Below are 26689 nucleotides of genomic sequence, written 5' to 3'. Positions count from 1 at the left end.
ACGTCCGAAACGCCGCCGGCAGCTCTCAGGCGCCGCTGGCGGGGAACGTGACGGTGATGCCCACGCCGCGCCCGTCCAGGCCCGGCCCCCATTCGATCCGCGCGTTGTGCTTGGCGGCGACTTGCGCCACCAGCGACAGGCCGATGCCGCTGCCGCGCTCGACCGTGCCGGGCTTGCGGTAGAAGCGGTCGAACACGCGTTCGCGTTCGGCGGGCGCGATGCCCGGCCCGTTGTCGGCCACGGACAACCGCGCGCCGCCGTCGGGCAGCGGGCCACAGGACACCGCTACGCGGCCGCCCTCCGGCGTGTAGCGCAAGGCATTGTCCAGCAGGTTGCGCAGCAGCACGCCCAGGGCGTCGACGCCGCCGTGCACTTCCACCGCGTCCGCTTCCAGGCTGATGCGCTGGTTCTTGCGGTTGGCAAGCGCCTCGCTGTCGCGCACGATCATTTCGGCCAGCCGGTTCAGTGCCACGGGGTCCGCCGGCCCTTCGTTCAGCGCCTCGGTGCGGGCCTGGTCCAGCAGTTGCTCGGCCAGGCGGGTGGTGCGGGTGGCAACATCGCGCAGCTTGTCGACCGCTTGATCACGCGCCTGCGGCGTGTCGCTGCGAGCCGCCAGCTCCGCATAGGCGCTCAGGGCGGCCAACGGCGTGCGCAGTTCGTGCGCGGCGTCGGCCAGGAAGCGACGTTCCCGGTCCAGCGAAGCCGACAGGCGTTCAAGCAGATCATTGATGGACCGGATGAACGGCTGCAGTTCGCCGGGCATGCCTGCGGTGGGCAGCGGCGTCAGGTCCATGCCGGAGCGGCCCAGGATGGTGTCGCGCGCACGGTCCACGGGGCGGAACGCTCGGCGCATGACCAGCCAGGTCAGGCCGGTCAGTATCAGGAAAAGCACGCTCAGGAATACCAGGCCGCTCCACATGCGGCGGGTCGTCTCATCGCGCAATTGCGCGGCCGACTTGGCGAACTGCACCTGCACGCGGCCGTCGGTGTCCGACACCGCATAGGCGCGCCAGGGCTTGCCGTCCAGCGTGATGTCGTGGAAACCGTTGCTGAAGTCCGGCACCATGGGCTCGTCGGGTGCCCAGGGCGATTGCACCAGCAGCCGCTTGTCGGCCAGCGACCAGACTTGGAGATGGACGGATCTGAGCGCGAAACGGGCGGCGCCTGGCAATTCGAACCGGTCTTCGCCCGTCGACGAGGCCTGCAGCAGGCTGGTGGGCACCGACAGCAGCGCCTTCTGCGCGCCGTCGCGCAGGTTCTGGTCCGACATGCCGGTCTCGGCGCGGGTCTGTTCCAGATAAATCAGGGTAAAAACCGCCACCCAGGTGGCGAGCATGGCCAGGAACAGCGTGACCGCGACCTGCTTGCGCAGTGTCTTCATGGCGAGGCGTCCGGCACGATTCGGTATCCCAGGCCGTGCTGGGTCTCGATCAGCCCGTCGCCCAGCTTGCGGCGCAATTGATGGATGTACACGGCCACGGTATTGCTCTCGATGGTGCCGCTGCTGCCATAGACGGCGACTTCCAATTGATCGCGGCTGACGGTGTTGCCCATGCGTTGCATCAGGGCCAGCAGCGTGTGGTACTCATGCGCGCTCAAGCTGACTTCGGCGCCGTCCTGCGTCACCGTGCGGCGGGCGGGCTCCAGCACCACATCGCGGCAACGCAATGCGGACACCACGCTGTTGCTGCTGCGGCGGAGCACGGCGCGCATCCGGGCCAGCAGCTCGTCCAGCTGGAAAGGTTTGACCAGATAGTCGTCGGCGCCGGCGTCCAGGCCCTGGATGCGCTCGCTCAGGCGGTCGCGGGCAGTGATGATCAGGACGGGCGTCGTATCGAAGCGGGCGCGCAGCGCTTTCAGGAGCGTCAGGCCGCTGCCGTCGGGCAATCCCAGGTCCAGCAGGATGGCTTGATAGCCGTGGTCCACCAGCGCCAGGTGCGCCTCGGGCATATCACGCGCCCAATCCACCGTGGCGCCGTCTTGAATCAGGCCCGCGCGCAAGGCATCGCCCAGCATGGGGTCGTCTTCTACCAGCAAGATACGCAAGCAAGCTCCAGAGCCGTCTCCGGCGGGTTGCGCCGGAGCCTTAAAGAATTATTAAAAGTTGCTCAGGACAATGCAGGCCAAGCCCGGGGGCGGTCGCCCACGGCCACTGTCATAACACTGAAGGAAGCCCTGATGCGGATGGGTATATTAGCAAGAGGCGCGCTCGCGGGCGCGATGTTCACCGGGGCGGGCGCCGTCTACGCGCAAAGCGGAAACTTCATCGGATTGGGGGTCGGAGCGATTCCCGTCTATGAGGGCTCCAGCGAATATCGGGCGCTGCCGGTGCCGCTGATCAACTACCAATCCGGCAATTTCTTCATTACCCCCCGCATGGGCCTGCCCGCGATGGGCTTGAAGACCTCGCTGGCCTCCGACCTGGACGCGGGCGTTTTCGTGGGGATGGCCCTGGGGCGCAAGGCCGACGACGCCGACCTCACCAAGGGGCTGGACGACATCAAGTTCCACGGCGCGTACGGCGCCTATGTGGAATGGCGTCCGGGCCGGTACTCGCTGGGCGCGGGCTACAAGCAGGCGGCCCGCAGCGGCTACGGCGGCACGCTGGAACTGCGTGCGTCGTACGCGGCGCTGATGACCGAGCAGAACACCATTCAGGTCGGCATCCGCACGGAATGGGCCAACAGCGATTACATGCAGACCTGGTACGGCGTCACGTCGTCGCAAGCGGCCCGCAGCCGCGAGGGCCTGTCGACCTATTCGCCGTCGTCGGGGTTCAAGAACGTCGGCCTGTACACCACGTGGTTGTATCGCATCAATCCCAGCTGGAGCACGGTGTCCACGATCGGCGTCAACACCATGCTGGGCGACGCGCGCGACAGCCCGCTGACGGACCGCAAGACCAACGTGTTCGGCTCGGTGGGCGTGGCGTACCGCTTCTGACCGGCGGGCAGGGCGGATGCGCCGGGACGGGTGACGGGATGCTGGGGGGAGCAGATACAATTTCCGCCAGAATCTCTGTCTTCCCCCGTCCTGAGGATCCGATCCCATGCCCGACTTTCCATCCGAACCTCAAGCCGTCCACAGCCCCACCACGCGCCACGCGATCTTCATCGTCGCCACGCTGAACCCGGGGGCTGCCGCTGCCGAAACCGTCCGCGGCTGGTGCGCCGACGTGGCCGCGCTGACGCGTACCGTCGGGACGCGTTCTCCGCAACAGAACCTGTCCTGTGTCTGTGCGTTCGGCTCCGACGCCTGGGACGCGCTGTTCGGTCAGCCGCGCCCGGCGTCCCTGCATCCTTTCCGCGTATTCGGCGACGGCGCGCGCGTCGCGGTGTCCACGCCTGGCGATCTGCTGCTGCACATCCGCGCGGACTCCATGGATCTTTGCTTTGAACTCGCGACGTTGCTGGTCAACGGCCTGGGCGATGCCGTGACCGTGGTCGACGAGGTCCATGGCTTCCGCTACTTCGACCGCCGCGCCATTATCGGTTTCGTCGACGGCACCGAAAACCCCGAAGGGCGCGAAGCCGTCGATTTCACCGTGATCGGCGACGAGGACGCTGAATTTTCCGGCGGCAGCTATGTGCTGGTGCAGAAGTACCTGCACGACATGGCCGGGTGGAACGCGCTGACCGTCGAGAACCAGGAAGGCATCATCGGCCGCCACAAGCTGTCGAACGTGGAGCTGGACGACGATATCAAGCCGGCGTCTTCGCACAGCGCCCTGACGACGCTGGAAGAGAACGGCCAGGAAGTGAAGATCCTGCGCGACAACATGCCGTTCGGCCGTCCGGGCGTGGGCGAGTTCGGCACGTACTTCATCGGCTACGCGCGTTCGCCCGCGCCGATCGAACAGATGCTTGAGAACATGTTCGTGGGCCGCCCGGCGGGCAACTACGACCGCCTGCTGGACTACAGCCGCGCGGTCACGGGCAGCCTGTTCTTCGTGCCGTCCGCCGAATTGCTGGAATCGCTGGAAACGCGCGCCGCGGTTGCGCAAGTGCCGCAGGAGGCTGCTACTTCTTCTTCGATGACGTGAAGGTGACGGAGAACGGAGCCACGATGCCCGCAGGCGGGAAGTCGCCTTCGGTCCGTGCGCGCCGCAGCGTCCACAGCGCGCCTTGGTCGATTTCGCCGAACCCCGACGACTTGATGACCCATGCGTCGGTGACGCCGGCAGCCGAAAGGTGCAGGCCAAGCACCACCTGGCCTTCCTGATTCCTGAGCACGGACGAGAAAGGATAGTTCATGGGCGGCACGATCAGCCTGGGGGCGAAGTTCCGCGTCGTGGGCACGATGCTGGCCGAGATCAGGAAGACGCGGTCGCCATTGGGCCGCACGGCCTCCTGCGTTATGACGATCCGTTCATCGACCTTCCGGTCCGATGATTGCGCGGAAGGGAACAACGGGCCGGCGGCCTCCGCGTTCTGCCCCGCGCCCTGCTGCGAGTACAGCCCCTTGGGGGTGCCTTCCTTGTACACGCCATTCGCAACGACCAGAATGATCAGGGCAAGCCACCACCATCTGCGTACAAAGGCGGTGATGGCATCCAGCACCACCGCGTAGCGCGGCACGCGCATCGCGGCGTCGAGGTAGGCTTCCGGCCGTCCGGGGGGAACCTGCAGCGTAAACCACAGGGGAACCTGGTTGCGCATGCGATGGATGTGGCCGGCGACGCGGCGCCCCAGCCGCCAGGACGGCGCGGGCTTCTTCTGCAGCAATCTGATGACGCGTTCGTGGCCCTTGCGGTAGGCGCGCGCATGGCCGCGCCATATCGCCCGCTCGTACTCCAGCTGTTCGACCAGCGCGGGCACGCCGGGCCGGCCATGCAGTTGGAAGCCTGCCTGGTTCCAGCCGTAGCGCGCGCTGGCGTCCCGGAAAAGTGGCATGCGGCCGTCAGGGTGTTGGGCCAACGCATGCAGCAGCGCGGCGGACATCTCGTCGGCCGCGTCCAGATGCAGCAGGGCCGGATCCGCCTGGACCTGGCGCCACAGATCGTCGAGCTGCTCGGCATCCGCCTGCATCAGCGCTTGCACCCATCGTTCGATCGCGCGGGTCCGCTGGCGTGCCATCCGCCGCGTGTTGTCCTGGCCGTCCCCGTGTGCCTGCACGTGGACCTTGACCTGGGGTTGATTCATGCGGAAGTCGACGGGCGCAGCCGCGGGCGGGCCGGCGTCTGGCGGCACAGCATCCCGGGCCGTGGCGTCGAATTGGGCCCTGGCCTCGGCTTCAGCCTCAACGCGCCCTTCCGGCGCCGGGTGCTCCTGCTGATGGCGCGCCCAGGCCAACGCCCGATCATAGGCCGCGCGTAGCTGCTCGAACGCCGCCTGCTGCGTCTGCTGGTCTATCTGTTTCAGCGCGGCCGCGTAGGCGCGCCGGATCGCTTTCAGGTCATTGGTCGGCGCAATGCCAAGCACGTCAAACATGCGCTACCTCAAGTGGGATCCGTCTCGGGAAAAAACACCTTGGCGCGTTCGAAATAGGTGATGACTTCGCGCAGGCGCGCACGGGCCTGCGCGGTCGTCCGGTCGTCCTGACGTTCCAGCGCCGATTCAAATCTCCGGATCTCGGCGGCCATCTGTTCGCGCTCGATATCGCGCAGGAAGGTGTAGACGCGTTCGGCTTCGGCCAGCAGCGTCCGGTTTTCCAGCAGGTCCCGGGGATGGATCTTCAGTTGCGCCAGCGCCGCGAAGCGCGCCGCGATCTGTTCGTCGTCCAGGGCGTCCTCGTTGCCGCGGATGATCAGCCGGTACATCTGCTGGGTAAGGGTCCGGGTGGCTTCGACTTCCAGGATGCCGTTGACGTCATAGGTGAAGCGCACCTCGAAGGCGCCGTCTTCGCGCGTGCCGCCTTCCAGCGGGATGTGCAGTTCGCCCAGTTTGATGTTGTCGCGGACCAGGCGGGATTCGCCCTGGTAGACCTTGAGCAGCAGCGCCGTCTGGCGGTCCTGCGTGGGGGCATAGTTCGCGACCCGGCTGGCGGGGATGACCGTGTTGCGTTCGATGATGGGCGAGAAATGGCCTTCGCTCATGCCGCCGCCGGCCAACTGCTGCACGACCTCGACGCCCAGGGAATACGGGCAGACGTCGGTCATGACCACTTCGCGCAAGTCCTCGTCGCGCGCTTTCAGCCCGGCCATGACCGCGGCGCCCAGCGCCACGACTTCGTCGGGGTTGAAGGCGACCGACGGAAAGCGCCCGAACATGCGGGTGACCAGCGTGCGGATCATCGGCGCGCGGGTGGCGCCGCCGGCCAGCACGACTTCGTCGATGTCCGCGGCGCGCACGCCCGCGTCGCGCATCGTGCGTTCAAGTGGAGTGCGCAGACGGGCCAGCAGGGGTTCGACGAGTTCCTGGTAGCGGCTGTCGGAAAGCGTCAGCGCATAGGGTTTGCCGCGCCATTCCACCGCCAGCTCGGCGGACGCTTCGTCGCTGAGCCGGCGCTTGACGGCTTCGGCGCGGGCCGAGACAAGCTCCATGAACTGGGCGTCGTCGCGCGCCTTGGCCGGTATGCCGGAGGCGTCGAAGAACCAGCGCGTGATGGCTTCGGCGAAGTCTTCGCCGCCCAGGAAGTTGTCGCCCGCCGTGGAGCGCACCTCCATGACGCCGTCGAACATGTCCAGCAAGGACACGTCGAAGGTGCCGCCGCCCAGGTCGAACACCAGGAACTGGGATTCTCCGCCGCGCTGATGCAGCCCATAGGCCAGCGCGGCGGCGGTCGGTTCGTTGATCAGGCGTTCCACATGCAGGCCGGCCAGTTGGGCGGCGGCCCGGGTGGCCTTGCGCTGCCCGTCGGAAAAATACGCCGGAACCGAAATGACGGCTTCGGTGACCGCTTCGCCGGTATGCGCCTCGGCGTCTTCTTTCAGCGCCCGCAGGATCAGCGACGACAGTTCTTCCGGGCGGAAGCGCTGCTTTCCCAGCCGGAATTCCTTGTTGCTGCCCATATGGCGCTTGAACAGCGAGGCGGTCTGGCCCGGGTGGCTTTGCAGGCGCTGCCGGGCGGCCTGCCCGACCAGGATGGTGCCGTCCTCGTCCAGGCTGACGCAGGAGGGGGTCAGGGTGTCGCCCAGCGAATTGGGAACCAGATGGGCGGCGCCATCCTTCCAGTACGCGATGAGGCTGTTGGTCGTTCCCAGGTCGATGCCGACGATCATATCTGTACGAAATTTTAGATTTTGAAACGTTCTGTCGGATGGGAATATACCCGGGCCGCAAGCGCTGCGCCATGCCGCCGTCATGCGGACCGCATGGCGGCTCTAGGACTAAAGACCGATGTGTCCGTACTGGTCCGCTGTTACCGTCCGCCAGGAGCAGTCCAGCCGCTTAGGCTCCGACCTTCCGGTTGCACGGCAACGCGGCGGGAGCCGGGCGTTCGCGGTTGCCCGGCCGGCGCTGGCGCGGCCTTCCTTTGCCAGCAAGCAGGAGATCATCATGCAGAAAACCAACAAAGCGGATCAGGCGGACAAGGCGCAGGACCTTCAGGTGCAGCCCTTGACCGCAGAAGAAATCGGGCAGGTCAGCGGCGGTGGGGGCCAGAGCCGCATGCTTATGCCCGTCTTGCAACGCACTGACAGCTTTTCCCGGGGGAGCGCGTCGCTTAGCGGCAAAGGGCTTCACTTCGCAAAATGATTCAACCGGCTGCGTCATTCATTACGCGCCAACAGGAGTAATCCATGCAAAAGACCATACCTGTGTTGTCGACCGACGACGCCTCGGAAAACCAGGTCCAACCGCTCTGCGAGCGCGAGGTCCTGGAAGTGAGCGGGGGGGCGAACAGCAGGAAAGCCACCATCCTCGGTCAGGGCCAGAAGGCCTCTGCCGCTCCGACGGGAATAGGACCGACCCGCCGGAGCTTCTTCGGGTAAGCCAGGGAGCCTGGCCGCACTTTTGAAACGCGGCGGCGTGGCCGTCGCGGGCTTTTTCCCTCTTCGCTTGCCTCAGGCCTTGCACGATGTCGCTTTATCGCAAACAGGCGCTTGCCGCGCAACGTTCCGTCGGGTTGGGCGACATCGTCCTGATCCGGCCGGTGTCGTTCGCGCTCGTCACTGTCGTGTTGGCCGGCTTCGTGCTGGCCGTGTGTCTGTTCCTGGCGTTCGGCACCTATACCAAGCGCGCGACGGTCAGCGGCCAGCTTGCGCCCGACACCGGGCTGCTCAAACTCTATGTGCCGCAGGCGGGCGTGGTGCTTGAGCGTCCGGCCCGCGAGGGTCAGCACGTCAAGGCGGGCGACGTGCTGTATGTCGTGTCGGGCGACCAGCAAAGCGCCTTGGGCGACACCCAGCAAGCCATCAGCGGGCAGATCCGGCAGCGAGAAGACAGCTTGCGCCAGGCGCGCCAGAAGACCTTGCTGCTGCAACAAAGCGAGCACGGCACTGTCGCCGCCGGCATTGCGGGCCTGAGCTCGCAGCTGACGGCGATCGACAGCCAGATCGACGGCCAGCGCGGCCGGATCAAGCTGGCCGAGGACAGCGCGCAGCGCTACCGCAACCTGATGGAAAAGGGTTATCTGTCGCCCGAAGAATCCGACCAGAAGCGCGCCGAACTGCTGGAGCAGCGCAACCAGTTGCAGGCCTTGCTGCGCGACCGCATCGGCATCGCCATGGACCTCGCCAACCGGAAAGCCTCGCTGGCCGACCTGGCGTTGCGCCAGCAGAATCAGTTGGCGCAACTGGACCGGGACTTGGCGGGCGTTGCGGTGGACCTGACGCAAAGCGAGGCCAAGCGCCGTGTCGTCGTGACGGCGCCGCAGGCGGGCGTGCTGACCGCGATGACGGCCGAAGTGGGGCAGGCGGTGGATACCCGGCGTCCGCTGGCCACGATCGTGCCCGACGGCGCCAGGCTGCTGGCCGAACTGCTTGCGCCCAGCCGCGCGGTGGGCTTCGTGGCGCCGGGCGATGCCGTGCTGATCCGTCTGGAGGCCTATCCGTACCAGACGTTCGGCCAGCAGCGCGGCGTGGTCCAGACGGTAACGCGCAGCGCGCTGCCGGAATGGCAAATGACCGACGGCGCCGCGGGCCAGGGTGATAAGGAATCGATGTACCGGATCACCGTGTCGCTGGACACGCCGGCGCGCGGCCCTCAGGGGCAGGCGCTGGCGTTGCGGCCCGGCATGCGGCTGGACGCGGACCTGCTTCAGCAGACGCGCCGCTTGTACCAATGGGCGTTCGATCCCGCCTACCGACTGTCGGGGAAACTGTGACGATGCTTGAACGCCTGACGCTGGGCGTCAAACGGCGCGTGCCCCGGCTGCTGCAAACCGAAGCCGCCGAATGCGGGCTGGCCTGCGTGGGCATGGTCGCGGGTTTTCACGGCCATCACCAAAGCCTGGCCAGCCTGCGCGGCCGTTTTCCGGTGTCGCTCAAGGGCGCCACGCTTGCGACGCTGATCCATGTGGCCGGCCAGCTGGGGCTGGCGTCCCGGCCGGTCAAGGCCGGCCTGGGGGCGCTAGCCAAATTGAAGCTGCCCTGCATTCTGCATTGGGAATTCAACCACTTCGTGGTGCTGACCGACATCAACGCGCGCTGGGCCACGCTGATCGACCCTGCCTCGGGCATCCGCAAATGCGCCATCAGCGAACTTTCCGCCTCGTACACCGGCGTGGCGCTGGAGCTTTGGCCGACGCCGGATTTTCAGACGGCCAACGAGAACAAGCCGGTGCGCCTGCGGGAACTGACGGGGCGCGTCACGGGCCTGGGGGCGGCGTTTGCGCAAGTGATGCTGCTGGCGCTGGCGCTGGAAGTGCTGACGGTGGTGCAGCCCTTCTTCCTGCAATGGGTCGTGGACCACGTGCTGAACACGGGCGACCGCGACTTGCTGACCACGCTGGCGCTGGCCTTCGGCCTGTTGATGGTGATGCTGCAGCTGACGTCGGTGGCGCGCAGCTGGATGCTGATGTTCATGGGCACGACGCTGAACCTGCAATGGCGCAGCAATGTCTTCACGCACTTGCTGCGGCTGCCGGTCGGTTATTTCGAAAAGCGGCACCTGGGCGACATCGTGTCGCGCTTCGGCGCCATCGACACCATCCAGCGCACCGTCACCACCTCGTTCCTGGAGGCGTTGCTGGACGGCATCGTCATGGTGATCACGCTGGTGCTGATGTTCCTGTACAGCCCGCCGCTGGCGTGGATCGCGGTCGGCGCGATGACGCTGTACGGGCTGGCGCGCTGGTCGGGCTATGCGTCCTTGCGTTATGCCACCGAAGAACACATCATCCACGCCGCGAAAGAGCAATCGCATTTCCTGGAGACCGTGCGCGGCGTCAAGGCGATCAAGCTGTTCCAGCACCAGAACGACCGGCGCTCGCGCTGGCTGGCGCTGCTGGTCAATGAAATCAATGCGGACCTGCGTGTACAGAAATGGGCGCTGTTCTTCCGTACTTTCAACGGCCTGCTGTTCGGGCTGTCGTCGATCGCGATCCTGTGGCTGGGGGCGCGGCTGGTACTGGACGGCCAGTTCACCGTTGGCGCCTTGTTGGCTTTCATCGTCTACAAGACCCTGTTCGACAAGCGGGTGGCGGCGTTGCTGGACAAGTTCGTGGAAGTGAAAATGCTGCGGCTGCAAGGCGAGCGCCTGGCCGACATCGTCCGCGAGGCGCCGGAACCGATCGATGAGATGCCGCGCGCGGACGGCGCCCTGAAGCAATCGCCGGCCATCGAGGTGCGCAACCTGCGCTTTCGCTATGGCCCGCAAGAGCCCTACGTGCTGGACGACGTCAGCTTCCGCATCGAGCCGGGCGAGTCCGTTGCCATCACCGGCCCTTCCGGGGGCGGCAAGACGACGCTCATCAATATCTTGCTGGGCATCCTGACCCCCACCGAAGGCGAAGTGCTTGTGGATGGCGTGCCGGTGCGCGGGATGGGCGCAGCCGCCCTGCGCAGGATGGCGGGCACGGTGCTGCAGGACGATGTTCTATTCGCTGGATCCATCGGCGAGAACATCAGCTTCTTCGACCCGCAATACGATGCCGATCGGGCTTCGCAATGCGCGGCAACCGCCGCCATCCACGACGACATCTGCGCGATGCCCATGGGCTACAACACGCTGGTCGGCGATATGGGAACGGTGTTGTCAGGCGGGCAGAAGCAGCGCGTGCTGCTGGCGCGCGCCTTGTACAAGCAGCCGGCGATGCTGTTCCTGGACGAGGCGACCAGCCATCTGGACATCACGCGGGAACGGGTGGTCAACATGGCCATCGCCCGCCTGAACATGACGCGGGTGATCGTGGCGCATCGGCCGGACACCATCGCCGCGGCCGGTCGCGAGATTGCGCTCGTGGCCGGCAAGGTCGCCGCCGACAGCAGCGCGCTTAAGCCGGCTTCCCGAACACGCCGCCGCGCCGAGCCACAAGCGTCGCCTGTGTTCGATTAAGCACGCCCAGCGTGCCCAGGATGGCCGACACATGCGTTTTGACGGTCTTCTCCGTCATGTTCAGCCGCTCGGAGATTTCCTTGTTGCGCAGGCCGTCGCACATCAGCCGCAGCACTTCGCTCTGGCGCGGGGTCAGTGTGCGCAGCAGGGCGGCCTCGTCCCGCGCTCCGCCCGGCGTGCCGGTGGCGACCGCGCCGGTCGGGGCGTCGGACGCGTTGATCGCTTCCAGCGCCGCGGCCAGCTCCTGGCAACTGGCCGCCTTGTTCAGAAAGCCGCGCGCACCCGCTTCCATCGCGCGGCGCTCGTCTTCGGGGTCCTGCGAGGCAGACAGCACGAGCACGCGCAGTTGCGAACGCCGCTGGCGCAGGCGCTTGAGAAGTTCCGCGCCGGCCATGTCCGGCAGGTAGTAATCCATGATGACGTTGCCGATGCCGTTATGGCGGTCCAGCACGTCCAGCGCCTCTTGTCCGTTGGCGGCGGGATGCACCGTCAACGCCGGCATGGCGTGCGCCAACGCCATAACAAGGGCTTCGCGGAACATGGCGTGGTCGTCAACAAGCAGTACGGCCTTCATTCGGCGTCTCCGTTTTTGGGGGGGGCGGCGGATTCTTGCAACATGGCGGTGACGCGTTCGCGCAACGCCTGCACCTGTACGGGCTTGTGCAAGAGGGGGATGCCGCGGGCGGCGGCCTCGGCCAGCCGCGCCGGATCGGTGTCGCCGCTGACCAGCAGGGCGGGCAGGTCCGGATCGTTGTATTCCTCGCGCAGCCGTTCGATCACGTGAATGCCGGTTTCGTGTTCGCGCAGGCGATAGTCGCTGATGATCAAGGCGGGGCGTTCGGCCAGCGGCAACACGCGTTCGAACAGGGCATTGCCGCTGGTCGCTGCGATGACGCGGCACCCCCAGCTTTCGAACAGCATGCTCAGTCCGGCCAGGTTCTGCGCATCATCGTCAACCAGCAGCGCCAACTGGCCTTGTAGCCTGCCTTCCGGTGCCACCGGCCGCAGGATTGCCGCGTCGGCCTTGGCGGCAGGCGGAACGGCGTCAACGGCGCGGGACAACGGCACGGCCACGCTGAATACGGTGCCCCGGCCTTCATCGGAACGCAGTTCCAGCGTGTGGCCCAGCAGCCGCGCCGTGCGCCGGACGATGGCCAGGCCCAGCCCGAGGCCTTTGCTGCGGTCCCGTTCCGGGTTGTCCAACTGGTGGAATTCCCAGAAGATCCGCTCTTGCTCGGGCTTGGGGATGCCGGGCCCGTTGTCCCAGACTTCGATGCGCAACTGGCCGTCCGCGCGGCGGCAGCCGACCAGGACGCGGCCGCCGGCCGTATGCGTGATCGCGTTGCTGATCAGGTTGCGCAGAATGCGCTCCAGCAGCACCGGGTCCGAAAACACGCTGGCCGAGCAGGCGCGCACACGCAGCGACATGCCTTTTTCCCTGGCCTGCGGCGCGTATTCGGCGCGCAACTGGTCCAGCAGCGGATTCACCGGGAACCCCTGCCAGCGGGGATCGATGACGCCGGCATCCAGCCGCGACAGGTTAAGCAAGGCGTCAAAAAGCTGGCCCATGGCCGACATCGCGCTGGCGATGTTGTCCACCAGATAGTGGCCATGACGGGACAGGGGCTCGTTGGTCAAAAGGCCCAGGAACAGGTTCACGGCGTGGACCGGCTGGCGCAAGTCATGGCTGGCGGCGGCGAGGAACCGGGATTTCTCCAGGTCGCTGCGTTCGGCGGCGATCTTCTCCTGGCGCACCTGCTCCAGCAGCGCCAGGTTCTCGTATCCCAGCCGCAAGGCGTCCAGGTGGGTGCGGTTCATGCGGTGGATGAAGGCCAGGGTGGCGACCAGGTACGCCAGCCCGCCGAACACCAGCGCCAGATGGATGGCGGACGGCTGTGCGGCCAGCGCGATGAACATGGGCGCGAAGGCCGGGATCTCGAACGCGTACATCACCGGCAGTACCATGTAATTCGAATAGATGGCGCCTGTGCCCAGCCCAAAGAGGACGACGATGAAAAAGAGCTGGTATTCCAGTGGAACGAAGAAGGTCCAGTAGGCGAACGGCAGGCCCCAGAGGATGCCCGAGCACAGGTTGCCCGCCAGCATGCGCCGCAGCCAGCGCCGGGCGGCGGCCGGATCGGCGCGGCGGCGGTCATAGGCGAACATGGCGGCCCATCGCAGCGCGCCTACGGCAAGCGTCGCCCCGATCCACCACAGGATTTCATCCAGGGGCAGCACGCCGTGCAAGGCAAAGGCCGAAAAGCAGGCGCTGATCAGCGATCCCGCCAGCGCGAACGGAAAGCTGCGGCGCAAGGCTTCCACCTGCACCTGATGGATGCGGGCGGCGTGCGACGGGGCGTGCAATGCGGCGGGCGCGGAGGCGGAGGGAGTCGGGCCGATAGCGGGCTGCTCGGGTCGGGGAGGGCTCCGCGCGGGAGGGGCCTGGACCGGGAAGACCCGGTGCGGAACGTTGGCGGATTTTAGACCGATTGCGGCGTGGCGGGGCGTATTTGCAGCACGGCGGTCAAGACGGTCCGGCCGGGCGCCGAGCGGATATCCAGCGTCCCGTGCACGCGGGAGATGCGGTCGTGCATGCTGCGCATGCCGACGCTGACACCCGCCTGCCGCACGGCCTCCACGTCGAAGCCGGCGCCATCGTCTTCGATGCGCAGCCGCAGCTCGTCCGGTGCCGGCTGCACCAACTGCAGCTGCACGCGGCGGGCGCGGCTGTGCTTGACCACATTGGTCAGGGCCTCTTCCACCAGCCGGGTCAGCGCCAGGCATTGCAGGGGTGTCGGCGGCGTGGCCCATTGCGGCGGAAACTGCCAGCTGGAATCCAGGTCCAGTTCGTCGAACAGCTGCACGAAGCGGTGGCGAAGCGGGGCGGCCCATTCCGGCGGCGTCGCGGGCACCTTGACGCCGGCGCTGGAACCCGTGTCGATCGTCTGGCGCAGGTCGTCGCGCAGCAGCTTCAGCATGGACAGGAACTGCTGGCCCTGCAGGGGTTTTTCGGCCTGGTCGACCATGGCCATCATCCGCACCAGCGATCCGCCCAGCCCGTCATGCAGGTCGTGCGCGATCTGCAGCCGTTCCTGCAGCCGGGTATGGCTCATGGCCAGCGCGTGTTCGCGCGCCAGGGTGGTGGCAAGCTCGGTACGCGCCTGGGCGATGCCGTCGGCCAGTTCGTGGTTGAAGCGTTCGATGCGCCGCACGTTGCGGGCATGGCGCATTCCCAGGATGGCGGACAGGCAGATCGTGACGACGATGCTGGAGAACGAGGTATAGGTCGGCCCAGGACCGATCAGCTTCATCAGCCGCAGCAAGTCGTGGATGCTGACGGCGAAGATGATCAGCAGGCACGCCGCCAGCATGCCGTGTTCGGGCCGTCGCGTGCGCCATGCGTGCCAGCAGAATTGCAGGCAGTTGCTCAGGAAAATGCCGGCGCATCCCAACGTGCCCGTGGTCAGCGCGAGGGGCAGCGCGGTATCGGGCGTCATCGCCAGCATGGCCAGCATGGTGGCCGAAGCGATCCACAGCGCGCGTTCGGTGCGGGGCAGCGATTGTTCACCGAAGCGCCAGGTGAACAGGCAGAAGCAGGCCGTGTATAGCACCAGGGCCATGGCGTTGGCCCGGGAGGCCATCAGGGTGTCGGCGAACGGCCAGGGACTGGTCAGCAGGACGTTGGCGATGAACAGTACCCAGAACAGCGCCATCAGCGCGTACCAGCCGTAGGTGGTCTGTTCGCGGCGGACGATCCAGATGCAAAAGAACAAGGCGCCGAGCACACCCGAGATGATCAGGTTCAGCACGTACAGGGTGCGGTTGGTCCACCACACGTCTTCCTGTAGCGCCTGCATGGCCCGCGATTCGCCCAGATGGACCGGGCCCAGCCCCGGCGTCTGCTGCCATACGCCGACCACGCGCACCCACAGCGTGTTCACGCCGTCATGCAGCAAAGCTTCGGGCAGGCGCCAGTAGCGCGGCATGTTCCAGCTGCGCGACAGCGGTTCGGTCAGGTGCGGGTCGCGCCAGATCAATTCGTCGTTGATGAAGACCTCGCCGGCCATGACCACGGATTCAAGCGTCAGGCCGACCGGTCCGTCTTGCTGGCCGGGGCATTGGCGTTGCCAGTCGATGCGGTACCAGACCGTGCCGCTGTAGTCCGGCCATCGCTTGCTCCAGTCGTCGGGCAGCGTGACCGGCTGCCAGGGCGACGCGTCAGGCCGGCTGCCGTCGGCCGTGCCCTGGGCGGCCGCGACGGACAACACTTGGACCGCGCAGGCCGGGGATGCGGCCAGGGTCGGAAGGGCGCACAGCGCCAGCCAGCATGCCAGCAGCCATCTCAGTCCAGCAAACCGCGCGCGCGCGCGGCATGCACCGCCCGCGTGCGCGAGGAGACGGCCAGTTTGCGGTAGATGTGCTTGATGTGACATTCGACGGTGTAGCGCGACAGGAACAGCTGCTCGGCGATCTCGCGATTGGCAAGCCCTTCGGCCACCAGGCGAAGGATCTGGCTTTCGCGGGGGCTAAGTATCTCACCGCTTGCGTTGCCGGGGGGTTCCGTCTGCCGGGGGCGCAGTTCGTCGATGATGCGGCGGGCGACAAAGGGGTCGATCGGCGCGCCGCCGCGAAGCACGCTGCGCAGGGACAACGAGACCTCGATATCGTCGCGTTCCTTCAGCACGTAGCCCGTGGCGCCGGCCCGCAGCGCGGCCAGGATCGCATCTTCCGTGCACCAGGCGGAAATGACCAGGATGGCCAGGCCGGGGTCCGCGGCGTGCATTTCGGCGATCAGTTCGATGCCGCTGCCGTCCGGCAGGCCCAGATCCACCAGCGCCAGGGCGACCGGCTGCTCGGCCAGGCAGGCTCGCGCCTCGGCGAGCGACCCGGCGAAGACCAGGGCGTCGGGCTGATAGCCAAGCTGCAGCAGCAGGCCTTCCAGCCGGCGGCAGACCAGGGGTTCGTCTTCCACCAGCAGCACCGGGGCGGGCAGCGTCAGTTCAGGGGTTTGCAGAGCGGTGGACATAGGGCGACGGGGGGAAGGGGCGGGATCGCCGGATTCTAATTGTGAGACGGCGGTGGCGGGGACGGCTATCCCTGGAAGCAGGTAATCGGTGGGAGTTTAAGGGTTTTCCCTAAAGTCCCGGCCGCGCATGCCGTAAGCCCTTCGTGGCTGTCGGTTTTCGCCGGCGGGCCGCGGACCCGTGTCCTCCGATATGGGCAGTGGCTGAAATAGGGCAAGCATGAAAATTACCTCGTTGCGCAACCGGATCCTGTTGATTACCTGCTTTACCGTTGTCGGCGCACTGGTCCTTTCGGGGATCACGACTTACCAGATTGTCCGCAGCAACATGATGGCGACGATCTCCGGCAACCTGGACGCCATTGCGGCCGGCAATGGCCGCGCCATCGAACGCTGGTCCGAAGATAAGGCCCAGGCCGTCGTGGCCACCGCGGCCGTGGTGGAAAAAGGCGATCCGCGCGGGCTGACCAAACTGATGGGCGAGACCAACGGCTTCCCCATTTCCACGATCGGCTGGTCCGACAAGACCTTTTTCTCGACGACGCAGGTGGCGGCCGACTACGACCCTACGGCGCGCCCCTGGTACAAAAGCGCGGTGGCGGCCGGCAAGCTGACGGTCACCAAGCCCTACGGCGATTCGGGTACGGGCAAGCTCTACGTGGCGTTCACCACGCCGATGATCCGCGGCGGCCAGACGACGGGCGTGCTGAGCGGCGCGGTGGCGCTGGACGGCATCCAGGCCATCATCCGCGCGATCCGCCCCACGCCGTCCAGCCTGGCCTTCGTGGTGGCGACCGACGGACAGGTCATCGCGCACGTGAACGACAAGCTGGCGCTTAAGCCCTCTACCGATGTGGCGCCTGAACTGACGCCTGCCGCGCTGTCGGCCATGTTGCGCGATGGTGCCGAGCCCCTTGCGATCAATCTGGACGGGGTGCCGAAGCTGCTGAAGGCCCGCCGCATTCCGGGCACCGACTGGTCGCTCGTGATCGCGCTGGACAGCGCCGAGGCCACTGCCGGCCTGACGCAGGTGCTGAACGCCACGCTGATCTCGCTGGTGGTGCTGACCCTGGTGGCGGTCGCGATCGCCAGTGTCGCGACGTCGCGCGCGTTCAAGCGCCTGTCGGCGGTGCGCGACGCGATGGACACCATCGGTTCCGGCGACGGGGACATGACGCATCGCCTGGAAGTCGTGGGCCATGACGAAGTGGCGCAGATCTCCTCGTCGTTCAACGCGTTTGTCGACAAAATCAGCACCGTGATGCTGGACGTGCGCACGGGCGTGCATTCGATGTCGGCGGCGACCAGCGAAATCGACATGGGCAACCGCGACCTGTCGCAACGCACCGAGACCTCCGCAGGCTCCTTGCAGGAAACCTCGTCGGCGCTGACGCAATTGACCTCCAGCGTCCGCCAGACCGAAGAGGCCGCGCAGCACGCCACGCGCCTGGCCACCGAAGCCAGTTCGGCTGCCGAACGTGGCGGCCAGGTCGTCACGGACGCCGTGACGACGATGAGCGCGATTTCGCAATCGTCGCAGCGCATCACCGAAATCATCAGCGTGATCGACGGCATCGCTTTCCAGACCAACATCCTGGCGTTGAACGCGGCCGTGGAAGCGGCGCGCGCCGGCGAACAAGGCCGCGGCTTTGCCGTGGTGGCGGGTGAAGTCCGCACGTTGGCGCAGCGCAGCGCGGCGTCGGCGCAAGAGATCCGGACGCTGATCCAGGCGTCGGTCGAAAACGTCAAGAGCGGCACCGAACGCGTGCAGGCCGCGGGTTCCACCATGAGCGAGATCGTCGAAGGCATTTCTCGGGTGCAGCGCCTGGTGGCGGAGATCCACGGCGCGATGACCGAGCAAAGCGTCGGTATCAGCCAGATCGACCGCAGCGTGGCGGACATGGACCAGGCGACGCAGCAGAACGCGGCGCTGGTGGAAGAGTCGGCCGCGGCGTCGGCCATGCTCAGCGACCAGGCGCGGGTGCTGGCCGATACCGTGGCGCGCTTCAAGCTGCGCGACGATAGGCACAAGGCAGCCTCCCAACGGTTGGCGTTGCCTTCGGCGGCCTAGGGTCCGGTCCCGGTAGCGGGCATTTGGGCGCGTGGTTCGCCGGTGCGGATTCCCATGCGCCCAGGGTCTGCCGGACAAGAGTAGAATGCCCCTCCGTAAAATTAACTTACATTTTTAGGGGGCGTTTTGCAGATGATCCCGTTCAAGCTGGGGACGACGGCGGCCATGGCCGCCACCCTTCTTACCGGATGCCTTGGGCCGACTTCGACCCAGCCGATGGTATCCAATCCCGACGCCTATTCGACTGCATATTTCGCCCGCGAAAAGCTCCCGGAGGCTTCCCGCCGTCTGTTGCCCGCATTGAATGCGGAGCCTTTGGGCTTCAAGCGCCTGGTCGTCAAGGGGCGCACGATCGGGGCAGACGCCGAGGCCAGCAAGGCGCGGCCGATCACCTTCGAGCAAAGCTATCTCAACGAAGGCGACAGCGGTGCGGTGCGCATATTGGCCCGGACCGACTCCAACGGCATTCCGGTCGATTACTACTTCAGCAGTTCGTATCGCGGACTGGTGCCGGCCGCCTGGCAGCGCGCCCGGACCGGCGAATGGTTCAGCTACCCCATCCTGTATTCGCGCGGCGACCGGCCGTTCGCCAGCCTGGCCGATATCAGAGAAAAGACGGACTACCGATTCGACTACAAAGCCGCGACGCCAGAGCTGTTCGACCTGGGTGTCCCGAGATCATTGCGTTGCGCCTCCGGCGTGTTCTACGACGCCGCGACGTTCAGGCCGGGCATTCCCGGCCGGGCGATCGACCTGACGTGCAGGCACTTCGATGAGAAGGACGTGATGGTCGCCGAGACCGCGCACGTATTCCTGGCGGCATTTGGCCTGGCGTTGGACCTGTCGACCAAACGCGCGCAGGCCTCCGACCGCTACGAGTACGACAGCGTGGTCGTCGAATAGCCGCAGGCGGTTCTGGAAAGTCCCGCCGGGCGGCGGATATCCCGTTTTCTGATTCATGATTAGGAGTAATGATGGTGATGCGTTCGATTTCGGCCAAGCTGGCGGTGCCGATCATCTTGTCAGGGGTGCTGGCCGGTTGCGCGGGCCCGGTTCAGGTGAAACCGATGGTGGCGGATCCCGAAGGCTATTCGGCCACGAATTTCTCGTCGGCGCGAGTGGTTGTGCCGCCGGGGGTGCTGGCGTCGCCGGGCGCCGAGCGGCTGGGTTTCAAACGCTTGACCGTCTATGGCGAATCGCTCGTGGCCGGGGCCGAAAAGAAACCGGACGCGGTCAAGGTCACCTACGAGACGACTTACATCAATGACGGGAACAATGGCGCCGTGCGCATCATCGAGCAGACCTTCTCGAACGGCCTGCCCAGCGGAATGTCTTTCGAGTTGAACTACCACGGCGTGGCGAACATGGCCATCCAGGTCGCCGCGCTGCGCAATCAAACCGCGCACCCGATCATGTTCCTGCGCAGCGTGAAGGCTTGGGATTCCCTGGCCGATGTGCGCGAGAATTCGGTCTACTCGTTCGAGGGTTCCTCCAGTATCCGGGATCCGCTGGCGCAGTCGTTCCTTAGGAATCGGCATTGCGAGTCCCAGACCTTCTACGACGCCAATCGCTTTATCCAGGGGACGCCGGGCCGCGCGATCGATTTGCTTTGCACGGATTTCAATAGCAACGGCGTCAAGCAGACGGAGCTGAAGTTTGTCTGGTTGACGGCCTACAACTTGGCCATCTCCACGCGCGTGACGTCGGCGAGGGGCACCTTGGAAAACCAGGTCGAGCGCATTCGCGTGGATTAAGGATCGCGCGCAGTTGCCCACCGGCGCGGTTGGAAGCAGAATTCCTCATTCCCATGAACTGCACCGAGGATGGATGAATGATGGCCGATACTGCCGCCGCCGCGCCCGAAGACACGATGATCCCGACCGCGCGCGGCCGGATCCACGCCCGCTATTGGCAGGTGCCGGGGCAGGCGGGCGGCGCGCCGATCGTCCTGCTGCATGACTCGCTGGGATGCGTGGACCTGTGGCGGGACTTTCCCGCCAAACTGGCGCAGGCCACGGGTCGCGCCGTGATCGCCTACGACCGGCTGGGTTTCGGCCAGTCCGACCCGCACCCCGGCCGTCTTCTGCCGGACTTCGTGGCCGACGAAGCCCGGGACGCCTTCGCCGCGCTGGCGGACCACTTCAATCTGGCCCGCTTCCTCGTTTTCGGCCATAGCGTCGGCGGCGGGATGGCGGTGTCTGTCGCTGCGGCGTTCCCGCGGCGCTGCCTCGGCGTCATGACGGAATCGGCCCAGGAGTTCGTGGAAGACCGCACCCTGGAAGGCATTCGGGTGGCGGGCGAGCAATTCAAGGACCCGGCGCAGCTGGAACGCCTCAAGCGCTATCACGGCGACAAGGCGCAATGGGTGCTGGACGCCTGGGTCAAGACTTGGCAATCCGCCGAATTCGCCGGCTGGAACCTGGACGCGGTCTTGCCCCGCGTGACGGTGCCGCTCCTGGCCATCCATGGCGAAAACGACGAATACGGGTCCATGCGCCATCCCGAAAAGCTGGTGGCGCTGGCGGGCGGACCGTCGTCGATGCTGCCGATGCCCGGCTGCGGCCATGTGCCCCACCGCGAGCGTGAAGACGCCGTGCTGGACGCGGTGCGCGCGTTTCTGGATCAGCCTTAGGGAAAAGGACGGCGTGTCATTCATTAAGTTTTCGGGCCACCTGCCGTTACAACTCGAAGAGATATCGACAGAATCCGGGCAGGAACTGCCCACGCGTTTGGATGACATCGCCCATGACTACCATCAGCTCGTCGGGAAATGTGCAGAGCATCGCCGCGCTCAGTACCCCCATCACCAACTCGCGCATCGCGAACACCGCACTGCCCACTGAGGCGCCTGCCTCGGCCGTTGTGCAGTTGCGCCAAGGCCCGGCCGACATCCGGGCCTCGACGTATACGGAAACGGGTGCCGCTACCGATGGGATTTCGGCATTGATGAGCCGGAATGTCGGCACTCGCGGCATGGCCGGACCTTTCACCGATGTGGGAGCCGCGCTGCTGAACCGTTTCAGGACGGACGGCACAAGCCTTTCCCTGTGGGTGCCGGCCGCGCAGACGATCGGGGCGCCGGATGGCGTGGCGGACACGACGTCGCAAGCGGCGCTGCGCGCTGACAACACCGTTTCTTTGCGGATCGCCACCGCCAGTGGGGTCAAGGTCGATCTCACGTTGGAGCGCGGCGCCCAGGGCATGGCGGTGCAGATCGAAGTGGCCGACGGGGAACTGAACGAAGACGAGCGCAAGGCGATCGCGGGGTTGTCGGGCGCTTTCCAGGATGCCCTGGACGGCTTGGCGGAAGACCCGCCGCGCTGGTCGCTGGCTCGCTTGGCCAATGCAAGTTCGCCGCTGCTGTCATCGATGAGCTTGCGCGAGACCCGCCAGGTCGCGGGCGTGGTCGTGCAAACGATCGACTTCGAGGCGGACAGCACGCAGCGGTCGATGACCGTTTCGGGGCTGATGGGCGTTGTCAAGGTGGCCGTCGATCTGACGAAGCCGGTGACGCTTGGTTCGGCCGAACAACAGTCGGCGGCAATCGGCAAATACCTGCAGCAATTTGACCGTGCCCAGCGGCGGGGGGAAGGCGACGAAGGGCTGACCGCCACGTTCAAGGATATGTTCTCGGCCATGCACGGAAGCTATGGCGCGGCGCAGGTTCCAGCGGCCGCTTCGGATCGAACCGTCGTTCGCCTGCCGGCGTCCGATGCGCATCGCAGCCTGTTGTCCGGTTTGGCGGATTTCTCGGCGTCGATCGAACAAATGCGCGATGCCAAGAATCCGGCGCAACCGAAAGAGGTGGACGGATACTCGTTCCAGACCTCGCAAAGCAGCACGGTCTCGGGGCAAGCCCGGTGGGATCTTGCCGTGTCGCAAGAGCAGCAGAGCACGCTGACCGCCAGCTTCCACAGGGCGCTTACTCCCCAAATGACCTTGGCCCTGACCAAGGATAAAGAATCACAGAACTATCGGTATTACGAGATTCACGATACGACCCGAAGCACGACGAATCTGGCTTATGAAGAAGGCGTGCTGAAGTCGGCGTCGTTAAGCGAGTCGCGCAGCCAGTCTACGCAGGTCACGATGTACATCAAGGGCAAGCGGATGGATCAGACCCTCACGCCAATGTCGGATTCCAACAATCGGGATTTGTTGCCGCTGGTGCAGGCCGCGAAGCTGGAAGAGGACCCGGCCGATATGCTGACGCCGCGCGATCAGGCTGAAGAGATCCTGCGCCGCAAGTACCTGGACTTGGCGCGCTCAGTGGCCGGCTTGCGCTGATCCCCCGTCCCGCGTGGACGTCGACGCTGTCCGGCGCTGCGTACCGGGCGGCGTCCATTATCATGGCTCCATGAGCCAGCGGAAGACACCCCCCAAGACCCGCGCCGACGCCTGCATCCGCGTCCGCGGCGCGCGCGAACACAATCTGAAGAACGTGGATGTGGACATCCCGCGCGATGCGCTGGTGGTGTTTTCCGGCGTTTCGGGATCGGGAAAGTCGTCACTGGCCTTCGGCACGCTGTACGCCGAAGCGCAGCGGCGATACCTGGAATCCCTGTCGCCCTATGCGCGGCGCCTGATCGACCAGGTCGGCGTGCCCGATGTGGACGCCATCGATGGCCTGCCGCCGGCGGTCGCGCTGCAACAGCAGCGCGGCACGCCCAATGTGCGTTCCACGGTCGGCAGCGTCACCACCTTGTCCAGCATGCTGCGCATGCTGTATTCGCGAGCCGGCACCTATCCCGCGCGTCAGCCCATGCTGTATGCCGAAGATTTCTCGCCCAACACGCCGCAGGGCGCGTGCCCCAATTGCCACGGCCTGGGCTATGTCTACGACGTGACCGAGCAGTCCATGGTGCCCGACCCGTCGCTGACCATCCGCGAGCGCGCCATCGCGTCGTGGCCGCCTGCCTGGCACGGGCAGAACTTGCGCGACATCCTGGTCACTCTGGGCTACGACGTGGACAAGCCGTGGCGCGACCTTCCCAAGAAGGCCCGCGACTGGATCCTGTACACCGACGAGCAGCCGACGGCGCCGGTCTACGCGGGCTTCACGCCGGCCGAAACCCGCGCCGCGTTGCGCCGCAAGCAAGAACCCAGCTACATGGGCACCTACACGGGCGCACGGCGCTACGTGATGCATACGTTCGCCACCACGCAGAGCGCCATGATGAAAAAGCGCGTGGCGCGCTTCATGACCGGGGCGCCATGCCCCGTGTGCGACGGCCGGCGCCTCAAGCGCGAAGCGCTGTCGGTCACGTTCGCGGGGCTGGATATCGGCTCGCTGTCGCGGCTGCCGCTAGCCCGGATTGCACAGGTCCTGGCCCCTGCCGCCAGCGGCCATGCCGACGGGGCGGCGGCCGACGGTGCACGCCACGTCGCAGCCCAGCGCATCGCGCACGATTTGGTCGAGCGCATCGGGACCTTGCAGGCGCTGGGCCTGGGGTATCTGGCGATGGACCGTTCCACGCCCACCCTGTCGCCAGGCGAACTGCAGCGGCTGCGGCTGGCGACCCAGATCCGGTCGAACCTGTTTGGCGTCGTGTATGTGCTGGACGAACCGTCCGCCGGCCTGCACCCGGTGGACGGGCAGGCGCTGCACCGCGCGCTGGACCAGTTGAAGGCGGCCGGCAACACGCTGTTCGTCGTGGAGCACGATCTGGACACGCTGCGGCGTGCCGACTGGCTGGTGGATGTAGGGCCTGGCGCCGGCCAGCATGGCGGGCAGGTGCTGTACAGCGGCCCGCCCGAGGGTCTGCGAAAAGTCGGCGCGTCGCTGACCGCGCGGTACCTGTTCAACGGCGCGGCGGCACCCGTCCGGCCCGCCCGGGAACCCGCGGGATGGTTGTCGTTGCGGGGTATCCACCGCAACAACCTGCATGGGCTGGACGCCCGTTTCCCCTTGGGCGCGTTCACGGCGGTGACCGGGGTGTCGGGGTCGGGGAAATCCAGCCTGGTCAGCCAGGCACTGGTGGAATTGATCGGCGAGCATCTGGGCCACGAACCCGCCGTCGAAGACACCGAAGGCGATCTGCCGCAACCCGGCGGCCTGGCCCGCACGACGGGCCGCATCGACGGGGGCGCCGATGCCATCAAGCGGCTGGTGAACGTGGACCAGAAGCCCATCGGCCGCACGCCCCGCTCCAACCTGGCCACCTACACGGGCCTGTTCGACCACGTCCGCAAGCTGTTCGCCGGAACCCGGGCAGCCAAGGCGCGCCGGTACGGCGCCGGCCGCTTCTCGTTCAATGTCGCCCAAGGCCGGTGCGACACCTGCGAGGGCGAGGGCTTCGTCCATATCGAGCTGCTGTTCATGCCCAGCGTCTATGCGCCTTGCCCCGCCTGTCACGGCAGTCGCTATAACGCCAAGACGCTGGAAATCGAATGGAACGGCCGCAACATCGCGCAAGTCCTGGCGATGACGGTGGATGAGGCCCGGGCTTTCTTCCAGGACGAACCCGTGGTGCAACGCCCCTTGGCGCTGCTGCACGAGATCGGACTGGGCTACCTTCGCCTGGGGCAGCCGGCCACCGAACTGTCCGGCGGCGAAGCGCAGCGCATCAAGCTGGCCACCGAACTGCAGCGCAGCCAGCGCGGCAACACGCTCTACGTGCTGGACGAACCCACGACCGGCTTGCACGCGGCGGATGTGGATAAGCTGATGGCGCAACTGCATGGGCTGGTGGACGCCGGCAATACCGTCGTGGTCGTCGAACACGACCTGCGCGTCGTCGCGGGCAGCGATTGGATGATCGACGTCGGCCCTGGCGCGGGCGAAGAGGGCGGCCGTATCGTCGCCGAAGGCACGCCGCGTGCTGTCAGCCAGGCCGGCGCCGGGGCGACGGCCCCTTTCCTGAAGACACTGTTTCAAGCCTCCCGATGAGCCTAACCTACCGTTTTGCCCTCCCTGCAGACGCCGCCGCATGCATCGTGTTGCGCGGCCTCACTCGCGAGAACGCCGTGACCGAAGCCGAATTGGCCGGCGCCGGAATCACGCAAGCGACCTGGAGCGCCGGCATCGAATCAGGCCTGTATCCAGGCGCGGTCGCGGTCGACGGCGGCACGCTGGCCGGCTACTGCTTCGGGCACCGTGACACGGGAGAAATCGTCGTGCTTGCGCTGCTGCCGGAATACGAGGGCCAGGGCGTGGGCAAGACGGTCTTGCGCATGACGGCCGATCTCTTGCGCCAGCGCGGCTTCGCGCGCTTGTTTCTGGGCTGCGCCACCGATCCGGCCGTGCGGTCCTACGGGTTCTATCGCCATCTGGGATGGCGGTCGACAGGCTCGTTCGACGCGGCGGGCGACGAGGTGCTGGAGTATCTTTTTTGACATCCGGTACTTGAGCCGTCTCCCTGCGCGACCGTTGAGCAGGTGCGCTACAGCTCTTGCTCCAGTGTCTTCTGCATCCGTTCCATGCTTTCCTGGTTGACCTGGATCACGCCGGTGCCGGGCAGGTCGATATCGACGATGAAGGTCAGCACCAGCGCGATCAGGGCGGCGAACAGGCCGGTCGACGTCAGCCGCCTGCGCCCGTGCAGGCCGGTGCCGTAGGCGATGTAGGCCACGGCGCCCGCGCTGACGATGAACAGCAGATAGAACACCGGCTCGGGCACATGATTCTCCAGCGCCACGCGGCGCTTTTCGTTGACCTGCGCCATCTCGTTGATGGCCTGGATGAACATGATTGTCGATACGGCCGGCGGGTTGTCGGCGGTGTCGGCGGCCAAGGTGCGGATCTGGCGTTCGATGCGGCGCGACGTGGCGCTGGCCGCGTCGAAGCGGGGAATGTCGTTTTCCGCGTCGTGCAGTTCCAGGCCCGCTTTCGTGTATTCCAACAGCAGTCGCGGCACCTGCGCCCGCGCGGACGGGGCGATCAGTTGTGAGCGCCAGTACGCGTTGCCGATGGCGTTGGCCTCTTCCAGCACCAGGTTCTTGCGGGCTTCGAATCGCGTGACCGACATGGCGAAGGTGAAGCCCAGCAGCAAGGCCAACAGGCCGAGCAAGGCGGTTTGCAGCGCGGTGATGTGCGTCCGGTGCGACTCGTCGGCCGGTTTGCGCTGCCGGCGGCCCAGCCGGAAGCAGAGCTCGATGATGCCCAGGAAGACGATGACACCGATGAAGAACAGATAGGATTCGTCGAAATTCCTGAGCATGGCGCCCCTCCTCGCGGACACGCCAGCGTAGGCGGATTGCGGCAGGCAGGCAAGCTGCCGG

Annotated in this window: 21 protein-coding genes; 12 read left to right on the top strand and 9 right to left on the bottom strand. The window is 66.3% G+C overall.

Going from position 1 to position 26689, the window contains the following annotated elements; genetic code table 11:
- Nucleotides 1-25: 25 nt before the first annotated feature.
- Both A9973_RS11075 and A9973_RS11070 read right to left on the bottom strand, forming a co-directional pair.
- Nucleotides 26-1381, bottom strand: a complete 1356-nt coding sequence (locus tag A9973_RS11075; protein WP_183013837.1) for an ATP-binding protein — start codon at nucleotides 1379-1381, stop codon at nucleotides 26-28.
- Nucleotides 1378-2046 carry a response regulator transcription factor gene (locus tag A9973_RS11070; RefSeq protein ID WP_183013836.1) on the bottom strand — a complete coding sequence of 223 codons (669 nt, stop codon included), beginning with the start codon at nucleotides 2044-2046 and terminating at the stop codon, nucleotides 1378-1380. Before A9973_RS11070 ends, A9973_RS11075 begins: the two co-directional genes overlap by 4 nt.
- Nucleotides 2047-2178: 132 nt before the next feature.
- Here A9973_RS11070 and A9973_RS11065 point away from each other — a divergent pair, with 132 nt between their 5' ends.
- Nucleotides 2179-2943, top strand: a complete 765-nt coding sequence (locus A9973_RS11065) for a MipA/OmpV family protein (RefSeq protein WP_183013835.1) — start codon at nucleotides 2179-2181, stop codon at nucleotides 2941-2943.
- Between the two features lie 106 nt (nucleotides 2944-3049).
- On the top strand, nucleotides 3050-4042 hold the full coding sequence (locus A9973_RS11060) for a Dyp-type peroxidase (RefSeq protein ID WP_183013834.1): 993 nt from the start codon (nucleotides 3050-3052) through the stop codon (nucleotides 4040-4042).
- Here A9973_RS11060 and A9973_RS11055 read toward each other — a convergent pair.
- Both A9973_RS11055 and A9973_RS11050 read right to left on the bottom strand, forming a co-directional pair.
- Nucleotides 4020-5429, bottom strand: a complete 1410-nt coding sequence (locus A9973_RS11055; protein ID WP_183013833.1) for a TonB family protein — start codon at nucleotides 5427-5429, stop codon at nucleotides 4020-4022. The genes A9973_RS11060 and A9973_RS11055 overlap by 23 nt on opposite strands.
- A gap of 8 nt (nucleotides 5430-5437) precedes the next feature.
- Nucleotides 5438-7159 carry a molecular chaperone HscC gene (locus A9973_RS11050; protein WP_183013832.1) on the bottom strand — a complete coding sequence of 574 codons (1722 nt, stop codon included), beginning with the start codon at nucleotides 7157-7159 and terminating at the stop codon, nucleotides 5438-5440.
- A 277-nt stretch (nucleotides 7160-7436) separates the two neighbouring features.
- On the opposite strand from A9973_RS11050, the gene A9973_RS11045 reads away from it, so the two are divergent.
- The 3 genes from A9973_RS11045 (at nucleotide 7437) to A9973_RS11035 (ending at nucleotide 11375) form a co-directional block, all read left to right on the top strand.
- Nucleotides 7437-7634 (top strand): hypothetical protein, encoded by a 198-nt coding sequence (locus A9973_RS11045; protein WP_183013831.1) that lies wholly within the window; start codon nucleotides 7437-7439, stop codon nucleotides 7632-7634.
- 322 nt (nucleotides 7635-7956) lie between these two features.
- On the top strand, nucleotides 7957-9204 hold the full coding sequence (locus tag A9973_RS11040; protein WP_183013830.1) for an HlyD family secretion protein: 1248 nt from the start codon (nucleotides 7957-7959) through the stop codon (nucleotides 9202-9204).
- Entirely contained in the window at nucleotides 9201-11375 is a 2175-nt protein-coding gene (locus tag A9973_RS11035; protein ID WP_370539480.1) for a peptidase domain-containing ABC transporter, read from the top strand. Before A9973_RS11040 ends, A9973_RS11035 begins: the two co-directional genes overlap by 4 nt.
- On the opposite strand, the gene A9973_RS11030 is transcribed toward A9973_RS11035, so the two are convergent.
- The 4 genes from A9973_RS11030 to A9973_RS11015 all read right to left on the bottom strand — a co-directional run bounded on the left by A9973_RS11030 (nucleotide 11314) and on the right by A9973_RS11015 (nucleotide 16401).
- A complete protein-coding gene (locus tag A9973_RS11030; protein WP_183013828.1) occupies nucleotides 11314-11949 on the bottom strand; it encodes a response regulator transcription factor in 636 nt (211 codons plus the stop codon). The genes A9973_RS11035 and A9973_RS11030 overlap by 62 nt on opposite strands.
- Nucleotides 11946-13739 carry a hybrid sensor histidine kinase/response regulator gene (locus tag A9973_RS11025; RefSeq protein ID WP_220805462.1) on the bottom strand — a complete coding sequence of 598 codons (1794 nt, stop codon included), beginning with the start codon at nucleotides 13737-13739 and terminating at the stop codon, nucleotides 11946-11948. Before A9973_RS11025 ends, A9973_RS11030 begins: the two co-directional genes overlap by 4 nt.
- 116 nt (nucleotides 13740-13855) lie before the next feature.
- On the bottom strand, nucleotides 13856-15643 hold the full coding sequence (locus A9973_RS11020) for a 7TM diverse intracellular signaling domain-containing protein (RefSeq protein ID WP_370539479.1): 1788 nt from the start codon (nucleotides 15641-15643) through the stop codon (nucleotides 13856-13858).
- 74 nt (nucleotides 15644-15717) lie between these two features.
- Nucleotides 15718-16401, bottom strand: a complete 684-nt coding sequence (locus A9973_RS11015; RefSeq protein WP_183013826.1) for a response regulator transcription factor — start codon at nucleotides 16399-16401, stop codon at nucleotides 15718-15720.
- Between the two features lie 217 nt (nucleotides 16402-16618).
- Here A9973_RS11015 and A9973_RS11010 point away from each other — a divergent pair, with 217 nt between their 5' ends.
- From A9973_RS11010 to A9973_RS10980, 7 genes are all read left to right on the top strand, one after another.
- A complete protein-coding gene (locus A9973_RS11010) occupies nucleotides 16619-18469 on the top strand; it encodes a methyl-accepting chemotaxis protein (protein ID WP_183013825.1) in 1851 nt (616 codons plus the stop codon).
- Nucleotides 18470-18601: 132 nt separating this feature from the next.
- Complete coding sequence (locus A9973_RS11005) at nucleotides 18602-19372, top strand: hypothetical protein (protein ID WP_183013824.1); 771 nt, start codon at nucleotides 18602-18604, stop codon at nucleotides 19370-19372.
- A gap of 77 nt (nucleotides 19373-19449) precedes the next feature.
- Nucleotides 19450-20223: a hypothetical protein gene (locus A9973_RS11000; protein ID WP_183013823.1), complete on the top strand. Its 774-nt coding sequence runs from the start codon at nucleotides 19450-19452 to the stop codon at nucleotides 20221-20223.
- Between the two features lie 77 nt (nucleotides 20224-20300).
- On the top strand, nucleotides 20301-21101 hold the full coding sequence (locus tag A9973_RS10995; protein ID WP_183013822.1) for an alpha/beta fold hydrolase: 801 nt from the start codon (nucleotides 20301-20303) through the stop codon (nucleotides 21099-21101).
- A gap of 113 nt (nucleotides 21102-21214) precedes the next feature.
- Nucleotides 21215-22756, top strand: coding sequence for a hypothetical protein (locus A9973_RS10990; RefSeq protein WP_183013821.1), 1542 nt, complete (start codon nucleotides 21215-21217; stop codon nucleotides 22754-22756).
- A 70-nt stretch (nucleotides 22757-22826) separates the two neighbouring features.
- A complete protein-coding gene (locus A9973_RS10985; protein ID WP_183013820.1) occupies nucleotides 22827-25358 on the top strand; it encodes an excinuclease ABC subunit UvrA in 2532 nt (843 codons plus the stop codon).
- Nucleotides 25355-25804 (top strand): GNAT family N-acetyltransferase, encoded by a 450-nt coding sequence (locus A9973_RS10980; protein WP_183013819.1) that lies wholly within the window; start codon nucleotides 25355-25357, stop codon nucleotides 25802-25804. The genes A9973_RS10985 and A9973_RS10980 overlap by 4 nt, the downstream gene beginning before the upstream one ends.
- 47 nt (nucleotides 25805-25851) lie before the next feature.
- On the opposite strand, the gene A9973_RS10975 is transcribed toward A9973_RS10980, so the two are convergent.
- Nucleotides 25852-26628, bottom strand: coding sequence for a hypothetical protein (locus A9973_RS10975; protein ID WP_183013818.1), 777 nt, complete (start codon nucleotides 26626-26628; stop codon nucleotides 25852-25854).
- Nucleotides 26629-26689 lie beyond the last annotated feature (61 nt).

The sequence above is a fragment of the Achromobacter sp. UMC46 genome, from assembly GCF_014170335.1.
GTDB lineage: Bacteria > Pseudomonadota > Gammaproteobacteria > Burkholderiales > Burkholderiaceae_B > Achromobacter.
Note: the sequence above shows the minus strand (reverse complement) of the source record. Positions and strands in the feature narration are given on the sequence as shown.